The sequence below is a fragment of the Aquimarina rhabdastrellae genome, assembly GCA_947387485.1.
Lineage (GTDB): Bacteria > Bacteroidota > Bacteroidia > Flavobacteriales > Flavobacteriaceae > Aquimarina.
The window spans coordinates 136,171-148,593 of the sequence record CANDNT010000005.1 but is presented as its reverse complement, the minus strand read 5'-3'; the positions used below and the strand labels follow the sequence as shown (position 1 = coordinate 148,593).

The following is a 12,423-nucleotide window of genomic DNA, read 5'->3' as shown; positions in this document are numbered from 1 at the left end:
CTCTTGTAAAAGAGAGTCTCTTTTTTTAAAAGTTAAATACATTAAAAATGAAAACACTAAAAAGTAATTTTAACAAATTAACATTAATCGTTATTGCTGTCTTGGGACTATCATTTACAGCTTGTGATACAAATGATGATAACACTATTGTCATTATAGTATCTGAAGAAAGAGCTGCCGAAATTGTGGCGACTTCTCTAGCATATAATACTTATGGTATCGCTTCTAATATTAATTATGTAAGTACTCAAATAGCTAATAACCTCAACTGTGAAGAACAAGCATCTAATAGCGGTACATTACATTATTCTTCAATTTTTGGAAATGTTACTTCAATTTATCAATTTGACGAAAGCTATGCCAAATCTTGTATTCCTGTCGAACAAATTTCCTATAACATTACAGCACTTCAAAATACCGATGCAATATATTTCACCTCTCAAGAAGATGTTGAAGCTAGTTTTATTGTAACTGGATTAGAAGATACTACTACACATGAAATTTATAGTGGTTCTTATCGTCGTGATGGAAATTGGTTTTCAAAGGTTTATCAAGATAGCTTAGATACGGTTTATTCCATGTCTTTTACAGGTTTAAATGTTGACAAGTCTACTAGTTATATCACTTCTGGTACTTCTACCTTTACTTTAAGTGCCGCTTATAGCGAAAGTGATACTGTTAATTCATTTAATGGTTCGGTTACTTTTTTAAACGAAGATGAAGCTCAAATTGATTTTACTAATGGAAATTCTTATCTATTAAATCTTGAAACAGGAGAAATTCATTTGATTTAATCATAAAAGCTATAAAACCAATAAAGCATAGCTATCAAGCTATGCTTTATTGGTTTTTATTAATCTATTTTTAAGAAGTAATCTTATAAATATTTATTTCTTTTTTCTTCCCTTTTAATCTTACATTTCCTAGATGTTTTTCTTGGTAATCTTTTGTATCTAATTGGGTTAATAAGTCTTCAGAGATTATTAATGTTGCTTCATAATTATTGCACTCTCCTTGTATACGTGCTGCTGTATTAATCACATCGCCATGGTAGGCTAGTTCTTTTTTAACAATACCTACTTCGGCTACGATGAGTACGCCTCCATGTACTCCAGCTTTAAACTCTGGAAATACTCCATGTTTTTTTATATAATAATCTTTTTTACCTTGTAATCTCTCTTCAAACGAAAAGAAAAGTGCTATACAATTATTACGCTTTATTCCCTTTTTATAAGGCCAACTTAGCACTGCTTCATCCCCTACATATTGATAAATTTCTGCTTCATATTGTTCTACGATATCATTAAGGTCATAAAAACAATCCTGTATAAATTGACTATATCGTTGGTGTCCTAATCGTTCTGCATATGTCGTTGATGATTTTAAATCTAAAAACATAAATATGCGTTTTTCTTCTTTAGGTGTTTTATATTTTCCTAATAACATTTTTAGTAATACTCCTTTACCGAATTTATCATTCACTATTTTAATAAAAGCGTATAGGGTTCCCATAAAAAAGATATAGAGCATTATTACTCTAAACGTTTTGTCCTGTCTCCACCATCCAAAATCGTTATTTAAATCTAAATTGTAGATGTTATTAATATTTTCGATTATTACTGTAGCAATAAGTATTACCATAGTTAAATAAGCAAACGAAGTAATAAACAAATTAAACCATATAGGTAATCGTTTGGGTACAAATCGATCAAAAATAATTTCTATACAGGCATTAACTATACCTATTAAAAAACCGAAAATTGAGAAAATAATTAATGATCTTGGTAATTCATAAGCACCTTCATATTCTTTACTTATCTGCACACCAGCCTCATCTGGAACTCCATAGTACCTGAATACAGAAAACATTCCTAACATTATTGTCCAGAATATAATTGATTCTCTAAATACTTTAATGTAATTATAAATACTGTTTTTCAAATTCAATTTATTATCATTAAAAAAGGATTTGAATATATAAAATTCAAATCCTTTTTTATAATTTAATTCAAAAGATCTAATTAATACAAAACTAGATTTTTTATTTTCATAAGCTGTTATCTCAATTTTTAATTTAATTTTTAACCACCTTAATAACTTTTCTTTCGTTTCCTTGAGTTATTCTAACAAAATATACCCCTATAGGTAATTCTTCTACTGATGTTAATTGATCATTAGTCATATGTATTTTTTTCAAGTTACGTCCATTCATATCATATATACTGATTTGAGCATTATTTGATATTCCCGAAATCTTAAAGTGATTCGTGACTGGGTTTGGAGTTAATTGTATTTGATTCAATTCATGATCTACAACACTTAATACGGTTACCACATTAACTTCTCTTGATACTTGCATGGCTGTATTACCTACTATATCTGTAGCATCATAATAAATTGTATATGCTCCAATTGCATCAACAAAGGCTGAGTCATTAATTGTTACTGTTGATCCATCATCTGTAGTCGCTCCTAATTCTGTATAACCAGAACCTAATAAAATTTCTTGTGGATTATCACCTGTAAGTGTAATGACTGGTGCTGTTGTATCTGGTGAATTTGTGGAATCAAAAGTATCATTAATTAATTGCATTCCTGGTGCTCCTGTACAATTTGCAAAATCACTGCTGACTGTAGGTCCACATGCAGTATAGAACTGATCGAGATATACTGCTCCTGTTTCAAAAGCAATCATAGGCTCTTCGTTAACATCTATAAACTTAATTCTAATATGTAATAAAGCTCTAGGCGTTGCTGTGACATTATTGGTTGTAATAGCTCCAGCACTTAGCCCTTGCTGAAAAGCCAAAGAAACTCTAGATGAAGTATTATCGTTTTGGATAAAATCTTTATATGCTTCAAAACCTCCATATTCTTCGGCTAAAATAGTTCCGTTAGGTTGTGAGTATGTTATTGCATTGTTAGCATGAATATTTTCGCCAAAAGCAGCGGTATTATACGTCAAGTATAATTGTCCCGATCCTAGTTTAAAATCGATGGTGCTCGCAATCATTATATCTGCATCATAATAATGATCTACCCCATCACTAGTCACTTGAGCATTTGCAAAAGTAAAATTGATATCTTGAGAAATCATTTTGCTACATCCTAATAACATCAATAAAATGAATGTTATTTGTTTCGTTAGAACATTTTTAATTTTCATAGTAGTAGGTTTTAAAATTGCTGTCCTTTCCCAAGGTTTGGATTTATTATATTATTAATATCTGTATTTTGAATTTGACCATTCATATCTAGATCTCCAGAGTTATAATCGGCTCCTCCTAATAATTGAATAACTGAAATAACATCTGAATTTTGTATTTGACCATTTTTATTATAATCTCCACCAATCATAGCAAAAACACCATTTTCCATAGCCATAACTGCATTAGTCCCTCCTCTTATTTTTAAAGGGTCATCATTAAGGTTTAAAGTAAATGCTGCTGAAAAATCAATAGTCTTTGCTTCATTTGTTATTATTGGTAAATGATTTCTATGCTGTATTGCTATAAAATAGTCTCCTTCTTCTGCCGTAAAAGTCACCTTAGAGATTCCATCTACCGCTACGATAGCCCCATTTCGTAATAAAAATGCTGACTTTGCTTCAATAATTATCGAAGGATCATTCTTGTCTCTCAATTGCATTTCAATCCAATCTACTACAGCTGTATTCCCTTCTGTATTAAATACACTAGTATCACAAGTAAGCGCATCTGTATATGGAGATGTTGTAGGTATCAACCCTGCTATTCTTAAATCATCTCTCATTAAATGCTCTTCTCCACTATTAGGGTTGATATACGCCCCTTGTAAATACACATAAGGTTCTACCGTTAGTTCACAATTTTCACTAAAACTAGCTGTGTCATCTTTTTCCCAACTTGCTAAATATCCTGCTGATGGGTTATCTACTTTTATACAACTCAAATCTGGATTATACAATGCAAAGAAATTAGTGATCAAATTATTGTTTCCATTTCTAACATCTAGTGTTGTTAATAGGTTTTGATGTACTACAAGTTCTTCTATTTGTATACACGACGTTACATCTAATGTTGTTAATCGATTTTTACCTACATTTAATTCTTTTAAATTAGGATTGTTATCAATTAGTAAACTAGTTATCTTATTTGATCTTAAGTTTACTTCTTCAAGTGAGGTATTAGGTGTTAAATCTATTGTTGTAAAATCATTCTCTGCCGCATTTAAAATCTTTAAGTTAGTATTGTGTGTTATGCCTAAAGTAGTTAAGTCATTATAGTCACAATTAAGAGATTCTAGTGCGATAAAATCGGCTATACCTGTAAGATCTGCTATACTTTGACTTTCAATATTTAATGTAGTTACCGTTTCTATTTTTAAGGTAGCAACTTGATCATCATTAGCAATTCCATTTCCTAAGCTAGTGGCATCTCCTATACTTACAACATTTCCTGAAGTATCATGTGTTTCTAAATAGTTTTCAAAATTATCATCTGGCACATAGGTCAATTCACAATACTGGGCATAAGTAGCAATATCATCTTTTGTCCATAAACTAAAATCTCCATTTATATCATCCACTTTTATACAGGTCAAATTCGAGTTACCAGAAGCATCAAACCACGTAAAACCAGTATTAGTTCCATTTGCTACATTTAAAGATTCTAATTGGTTATTTGCGACTCTTACTTGAGTTATATTTGGATATGCAGAAACATCTAACCTAGTTAATTGATTATCATTAAGAGCTAATACTCTTATAACTGAGTTATTTGAAATATCCAAAGTATTAATCCCCGTATTCGAAGCACCTAATGTTGTTAATGCCGTTAATGAAGAAATATCTATAGCTCCCAATGTATTGTTATCTATATATAATTCTTCTAGCATAATATTATTTGCGAGATCAATAGTTGTTAGATTATTATCAGTAAGGTTTAAGTGTGTTAGTTTAGTATTTTGAGACAAATCTATACTAGCGACATTGGATCTACGTAACAATAATAATTCAAGAGATTCAAAATCTTCAATTCCTGTAACATCAGTTATATTTTGATCTTGAATGATTAGTGATGTTTCTACAGAAATTAAGCCTGTATAAACATAATCGTCATTGTCAATTCCATTTCCTAAACCTCTTGCTTCTAATAAGGCTTCAAAATTATCATTAGGTACATAAGTTAACTCGCAGTATTCTGCAAAGCTTGCCGTAGGATCTATTTCCCAAGAACTTAAATACGATGCTGTAGGGTCATCAACCTCAACACAGGTTAAATTTGGATTCCCTGTAGCATACAATTCTATTGATCTGCTATTATTTCCATTTTTTATATTTAATGTAGTTAACTCATTGTTCCTACACTCAATATATTCGATATCTGGACTGTTACTAAAATCTAATGTAGTTATAGCTGTATCATTAATATACGCTTCAATTAATTTTGTATTATTTGTTAAATCCAAAAGTGCTATAGCTGTATTATTTACTCCTATATCTTCAAGATTTAGATTACTAGATACATCTAGCGCAGTAAGCGTAGGCGTATCATCAATAAATAAGTCAGTTATATTAGTAAGCATACTTACATCTATTGATGTTATTTGATTTCCTCCACAACTCAAAGTTTCTAACATTGAATTATTACTTACATCTAATGCCATTAATGCATTTTCACTACAATATAAGCTAACAAGGTTACTATTATTTGATACATCGAGAGTAATAAGACCATTATCAACTATTCTCAAGTCTCTTAATGCTATATTATTACTTATATTGATTGCTGTTAGTGAGTTATATGATAAACTTAGGTTTTCTAAAGCCAGATTTGTAGAAACATCAAGATTGGTCAAGTTATTGGTATTTATTCTAAGTGCAGTCAAATTAGTTAATCCTGTTACATTTATAGTATTTAGATTCATACTATTTGCTTCTACTACTTTCAATTTTGTATTGGCTCTTAGATCTAAATCTGTAATTGGGATATTAAAACACCTTAACTCTTCTAGGTTTTCAAAAGCCTCTAAACCTGTAAAATCGACAATATTTTGATTCGAAATATTTAAAAAAGTAATATTTAGAATAGGTTCTCTTCCTACATAATCATCGTTTGCAATCCCATTACCCATACTTGTAGGATCACCAACCGGTACCGTCGCTCCAGTCGAATTATGCGTTTCAAGATATGCTTCAAAGATATCATCTGGTACATATATCGTATTACAAAATGTACTATAGACTGTTTGTGAATCTTTATCTGTAAAGGTTGTTGTTGCATATGTAGGATCATCGACAGCAACACATGTTAATCCTGGATTATCAGTAATATCAAAATCACGACTATCTAGATTTACATTATTTCCATTTCTCATATTGAGATACGTCAATTGATTTGAATAACATGATAAATCTTTTAAAACAGTGTTTTTTGAGACATCTAAACTTGTAATCTCATTATACTCAGCATACAATTCAATTAACTTTACATTTTTACTTACATCCAAACTTGTCAACTGGTTTTCATAAACTTGTAAATATTGTAATTCTGGGTTTTGAGAAAGATCTAAACTTGTTATGTCATTTTCTACACAGTCCAAATTGGTTAATGCTGGTAGGTTTGTTGTATCCAAACTCGTTAAATTATTATCGTAACAACTCAATCGTTCTAACTTTGAATTATTGGATAAATCTAGATTTCCTATTTGATTTCTAGCACAACTTAAAGAAGTAAGTTCTGTATTATTAGAAATATCCAATACAGATAATTGATTTCTAAACACATCTATTCTTGTTAAAGCTATATTATTACTAACATCTAATGTTGTTAGCTCATTTCTAAAACATTGAATAATAGTCAGTGCTCTATTCTGCGAAATGTTTATAGAAGATAAATTATTCTTATAACAATCTAAATTCTCTAAAGCCAAGTTTTCTGAAAGATCTAAACTCGTTAAATTATTATCATTACACCTTAATTTCTGTATAGCTTTAAATCCCGATATACCAGTCACATCAGTAATCCCTAAGTTAGAAATATTAAGATCCACTACATTTTCTATTCTCGAAGTATATACCTTATTATCATTAGCTATACCATTACCCATACTTGTTACATCTCCAATGACCACTGTATTACCATCTGCGTCATGAGTTTCGAGATAATTTTCAAAATTATCATCGGGAACATTAGTTTCTCTACAATCTAAACTGAAGCTTACATTAGCATCTTTTAACCATGTGTTTAAATAACTTGCATTAGGGTCATCTACTTGGATACAACTCAAAGTGAGACTATTTAAACGAGCATCAAAATAAGTAATGTTAGTGTTATTCCCGTTCTTAATATTTATGCTACTTAAATCACTTTCATTTGCAGAGAAACTCGTCAAGGCTGTATTAGCAGAAAGGTCTACATCAAAGCCTGTTACATTATTGATTGATAGCACTTCTAATCCTGTATTAGAAGACACATCTAAACTTCTTATACCTGTATCATTAAAATTTAGGTTTTTTAGATTTGTTAAACTACTAAAATCTGTAATCTCTAGTCTGTAGTTATTAGCAGCATTAAAAATTTCTAATGCAGTTAAATCTGTTATATCTAGTGCTGTAATTGAATTAGTATTAATATTTAACTCTTTCAATGCTGTATTTTCACCCAATGTTAGTTGTGTACAGTTAGCTTCATTTATAATTAACTTTTCCAAATTAAGATTAGACGATACATCAATAATGGGTACAAACACATTATGACAATATAATTCCTTCAAATTCGATAAACTCGAAACATCTATATCATTAAAATTATTTCTAGATACATCTAATATTTCTAAAGCTGTAAAATCTTCTATTCCGATTAGTTCCCCTATACTTAATTCGGCTATATTTAATGAAGTGACTCCCGCAATTCTAGACGTCAACACATATCCATCATCTATCTTTCCATTTCCTAAACTATTTGGACTACCAACAGTCACCATATTTCCATTTGCATCATGATGTTCTAGATAGTACTCAAAATCAAGATCTGGTATATTGGTCTCACTACAATCTAGATTAAATGTTGTTGTATTATCTTTTCTCCATGTATTTAAATAACTAGCTGTAGGATCATCTACCTGAATACAACTAAACTGATTAAAGCGTGCATCAAACGAAATAATATTTACATTATTTCCATTTTTGACATTAAGACTAGTCAAATCACTATTCATAGCAGAAATGCTAGTCAATGCTGTATTACTAGAAAGATCAATATCAAATCCTGACAAGTTATTAAGTGATACTGTTTCTAATAACAGGTTATGTGATAAATCGAGGCTTCTTAAATTGGTATCGGTACAATTTAAATTTCGTAAGTTAATAAGTGTACTAAAGTCTGTAATGTTTAAATTATAATTTGCTTCACAGTCTAAAACAGCTAAATTAATTAGATTACTAATATTTAAAGTTGTTAGCTGGTTATGACTAAGATGAAGTTCTTCTAAAGCACTTATAGTACCCAAATTTAAAGTTGTCGCTCCACTATTGGATATATCCAAAAACTTTAGTTTACTATTCGTGCTTACATCAAAACTTGTATAACCATTATCTGAAGCATTGAGAATTTCTAAGTTTATGTTGGACGAAATATCCATATTACTTATTCCATTGGAAGCACAGTTCAACTCTTTTAAGTTTATATTGCTAGACAGGTCAAAATCCCCTACTCCATTGTTTGAAAAATCTAAGACTTCTAACCCTTCAAAATCCTCAATCCCTGTAATATCTGCTATCATTTCTGAAGCAATATTTAACGAAGTAATTGCTACTATTTTTGAAGTAGTAATATAATCATCATTTGCTATTCCGTTACCCAAACTAGTAGCATCTCCAATTGCAACTACATTACCATTGATATCATGAGTTTCAAGATAGTTTTCAAAATTATCATCAGGAACATAGGTTTCTTGTCCCCAAATAAAACAACTAAATACTAAGCAAAAAGCAACGAGTAAGTTTCTCTTCATAATAAAGAATATTATAGGTTTTTAGATTACAAAATCTACAAACTGTAATCCTTGAGCATACTTACAAAAATAGCCCAACCCGCTACAAGAAAGGTAATTCAAAGGTGTCAAAAAGTGGCAGAGTATAATTATTAGCACAAAATTGTCACTCTTCAGTTATAGTAATCTTCTTTATGGTATTGCTATCTAATTTATGACCATCCATATCTATATCTCTAGAATTATAATCATCATCTAATATTAAAATAGTAAAAGCCCACATTTGTTAATGTAGGCTTTTCTTGAAATAGTTCATTAATAACGAACACAATATTCAAATCAACTCAATCATAAAATCAAATCTAAGGAGTCACTATATTGAACCAGAAATCGAATGGGTCTAGGTTAGCTACAAATTCTTTAAATTTTGAATTGTTATATTCTATAATTGTTCCATTTACTGCAGTAATTGTTATTATATCATCGATAGTTGTTATATTTCCTGACTCTCTATCTTGTATAATCAGATTATTTAAATCTTCTCTAGTTAATTTAATTATTTCGGTTATTTCACTGCTTTTTAAATCGTATCCTATTCTTGGAGTGACTACTCCGTTTTTTACTATTAATGCTACATGGTTATCATCTACTTCATCAGACGTTCTTCCCTGATTTTCAAAGATAATTTGAAAATTACTTGAGATAGTTTGTGCATTTTCATTTAATCCATTAAAGCGCATAGCTATATAATTAAATAATAACTCATTAGACATTCCAGAAACCATATCAGGACTAGCTGTTACTAATGAAGCTTCTCCTGCTCCCGGTTTTCTAATCGCTCTTAACTCTTTTGCGCCTGATAAATAAAAGTTTCGCCATGGTCCTGATTCTGATTGATATCCTAATTGTTCATACGTATCTGCTAATAGGTATTTAGCTTTTTTATAAGATGCTTTTTCTTCCTGAGTAGTAAATGCTTCTTTTGCAAAAACCACATGGTTTAAAACCTCAGCAACAAAACGATATTCTCCTTCTTTAAACTTATCAATCGATTTTCTCAAAACACGATCAATACCTCCCATAAACTCTACATAATTTTCACCTGCTTCTGTTGGTGGTAGTTTATTAAGATTCGCTGGGTTACCATCAAACCATCCAAAATACAATTGGTACTGCGCTCGTGCATTATGACTTACTGTACCATAATACCCTCGATTAGCAAAAACCGTATCAATAGCTGTAGGTAATTGTAATGTATCGGCTATCTCTATTGGGGTATATCCTTTATTTGCAAGACGTAATGTTTGATCATGTATAAAACGGTATAAATCTCTTTGATTTTCCCAATATTTTTTGATTTTATTTTCTCCTCCTGCTTCATTCCAAGTTGGCCAATGATGAGATCCAAATGAATACAAAACCTCGTCTCCCCATTTTTGTATTACTTGATCTATATATTGACTCCATTTTTGTCCATTTCTTACTTTTGCCCCTCGTAAAGTATATAAGTTATGTAACGTATGATTAATCTCTTCTGCTTGACAAAATGCTTTATGATCTGGAATATAAAACATCATTTCTGCTGGAGCCTCAGCTTCTGGTGTATATATAAAATTGATACCTAATCCATCTACATCAATTTCTTCCTTAACATCAAAATCAATAATATGAGTCTCTTTCATAATACCTGCCATTCCTGTAGATGTAGTTTGACCTAAACCTGTACCTAAAGTTCCTTTTTGGTTTTTATCCAAAATGTTACCATACATATACGAAGCTCTTCTTCCCATTGTATTTCCTGCCATTACATTTTCGCTTACAGCTTCATCAAAAAAGCCTTTTGGTGCATATATTGGTACTGCTTTTCTACCAAAGTTTTGCATTACTCCTTTAATTCCTCCAAAATGATCTAGGTGACTATGCGTAAAAATCACAGCTGATACATCTCGTCTACCAAATTTCTCATTAGCTAAGTCCAATCCTGCTTTGGCCGTTTCTGGCGAACTTAATGGATCTACCACTATCCACCCCGTTTCTCCTTTAATTAAAGTCATATTAGCCAAATCAAAACCTCTAACCTGATAGATTTCTCCTTCGACAACTTCGAATAACCCATTTATTCTATTTAATCTACTCTGCCTCCATAAACTAGGGTTAGAGGTAGGTGCTGCATCTTCTTTTTTAAGGAAATCATATTCTTTTGTATTGTATACTGCATTTGCTTCATCTGGAATATAATCTACAGATATAGTATCTATGTTTCCTTTTGTAGCAGCTATATAATCATTTGATTTTGTAATATCATCAGGATCAAATTTCAAGTATTCTTTAACAGCCTCTTGCTTTTCTGTAGTATATGTTGTAGCGTCTTTTTGTTCATCATTGAATTCGTATTCAACAGCTATTGGTTTTTCTACTTTACATGAAAACAGCACTCCAAATACAATTAATCCCCCTAGAACGTAATTTTGATATTTCATAAGTCTAATAAAAATTTGATTTGTGTTGATCAGCTTGTAGAAAAAAGAGTAATCCCTCTTTTTCTACAAGCTTTCTATACTATAATTTTACTGCCTGTGGTGCTAGAGTTTCAGACATGGTTTTACCCCATGCTCCATCAATATCACTATCGATTTTCCATCCCATTACGCCTCCATAAGTAAAACTTGAATCATTATTAGCTTTTTCTAAAATGCTTTGTAAGTTTTCTACAGGAATATAACCTGTATTATAAGCATCGTTATACGTGATAGGTTTTCCTACTATAAGCTTTTCTCCTGGTATTCCTTGATCTATAATACTAGGTATTGCAGTAGCATTTTGAAGTATTTGTCCATTATCATTGAACTCTTTTTCAAACATAGTTTCATATGTTTCATACTCTTGATATCCCCAAGTACCTTGGTTATAATATTGGATATTATAATATGCTATTATGCCCTGTGTTCTTCTTTCTACTTCGCTATAACCATCACGATTTTTAAAATATGTTGCTTGTGGTGCATGCGAAATTTCTAGCTCATACTCTCGTATAATACTCAAGGATTTTACAGCCATGGTAACTTCGGTTAACCAAGCTATTCCTGCTGTATCCATTGGAATATGTTCTATGTCTAAGTTTACTCCATCATATCCCATTTCTATGGCATAATTAGCTAGCTGAATACCATAGTCTGATGCGCTATAATTTATAGGGTTCATCGTATCTCCTCCAGCAGCAAGAATACATTTTTTATTATTACCTTTTAAAAACTCAATAATTTCAGGATCTTCTTCTACAGCTTCTGCCGCACCAGATATTTCACTTGGACTAACCCAAAAAGAAAATAATATATCTGTATATCCTTCACACTTTTTTTTCACATCTTCTACTGTTATCCAATTGTTGAAATAACCTATTACTCTTTTTTTCATAATAATTTGTTTAGTTAATACTTTTGATTTTTTAGT

General features: G+C 30.8%; 6 protein-coding genes. 1 reads left to right on the top strand and 5 read right to left on the bottom strand.

From position 1 onward, the window contains the following. Positions 1 to 47: 47 nt before the first annotated feature. On the top strand, positions 48 to 794 hold the full coding sequence (locus tag ACYEKI_RS10410) for a hypothetical protein (RefSeq protein ID WP_459211128.1): 747 nt from the start codon (positions 48 to 50) through the stop codon (positions 792 to 794). Positions 795 to 864: 70 nt separating this feature from the next. Here ACYEKI_RS10410 and ACYEKI_RS10405 read toward each other — a convergent pair whose 3' ends face one another. The 5 genes from ACYEKI_RS10405 to ACYEKI_RS10385 all read right to left on the bottom strand — a co-directional run bounded on the left by ACYEKI_RS10405 (position 865) and on the right by ACYEKI_RS10385 (position 12,387). Then, positions 865 to 1,941, bottom strand: a complete 1,077-nt coding sequence (locus ACYEKI_RS10405) for an adenylate/guanylate cyclase domain-containing protein (RefSeq protein ID WP_459211127.1) — start codon at positions 1,939 to 1,941, stop codon at positions 865 to 867. Between the two features lie 133 nt (positions 1,942 to 2,074). After that, complete coding sequence (locus tag ACYEKI_RS10400; RefSeq protein ID WP_459211126.1) at positions 2,075 to 3,166, bottom strand: T9SS type A sorting domain-containing protein; 1,092 nt, start codon at positions 3,164 to 3,166, stop codon at positions 2,075 to 2,077. A gap of 11 nt (positions 3,167 to 3,177) precedes the next feature. Continuing rightward, positions 3,178 to 8,994 carry a hypothetical protein gene (locus tag ACYEKI_RS10395; protein ID WP_459211125.1) on the bottom strand — a complete coding sequence of 1,939 codons (5,817 nt, stop codon included), beginning with the start codon at positions 8,992 to 8,994 and terminating at the stop codon, positions 3,178 to 3,180. Between the two features lie 341 nt (positions 8,995 to 9,335). Continuing rightward, the gene (locus ACYEKI_RS10390) at positions 9,336 to 11,453 is read right to left on the bottom strand and encodes an alkyl/aryl-sulfatase (protein WP_459211124.1); all 2,118 of its coding nucleotides are present in this window, start codon (positions 11,451 to 11,453) and stop codon (positions 9,336 to 9,338) included. Positions 11,454 to 11,532: 79 nt separating this feature from the next. Beyond that, positions 11,533 to 12,387 carry a glycoside hydrolase family 18 protein gene (locus ACYEKI_RS10385; RefSeq protein ID WP_459211123.1) on the bottom strand — a complete coding sequence of 285 codons (855 nt, stop codon included), beginning with the start codon at positions 12,385 to 12,387 and terminating at the stop codon, positions 11,533 to 11,535. Positions 12,388 to 12,423: the final 36 nt, after the last annotated feature.

Excerpts from the sequence above, each read along its gene's own strand:
- ACYEKI_RS10410 (WP_459211128.1), top strand. The coding sequence starts at position 48 with ATGAAAACACTAAAAAGTAATTTTAACAAATTAACATTAATCGTTATT.
- ACYEKI_RS10400 (WP_459211126.1), bottom strand. The coding sequence starts at position 3,166 with ATGAAAATTAAAAATGTTCTAACGAAACAAATAACATTCATTTTATTG.
- ACYEKI_RS10395 (WP_459211125.1), bottom strand. The coding sequence starts at position 8,994 with ATGAAGAGAAACTTACTCGTTGCTTTTTGCTTAGTATTTAGTTGTTTT.
- ACYEKI_RS10390 (WP_459211124.1), bottom strand. The coding sequence starts at position 11,453 with ATGAAATATCAAAATTACGTTCTAGGGGGATTAATTGTATTTGGAGTG.
- ACYEKI_RS10385 (WP_459211123.1), bottom strand. The coding sequence starts at position 12,387 with ATGAAAAAAAGAGTAATAGGTTATTTCAACAATTGGATAACAGTAGAA.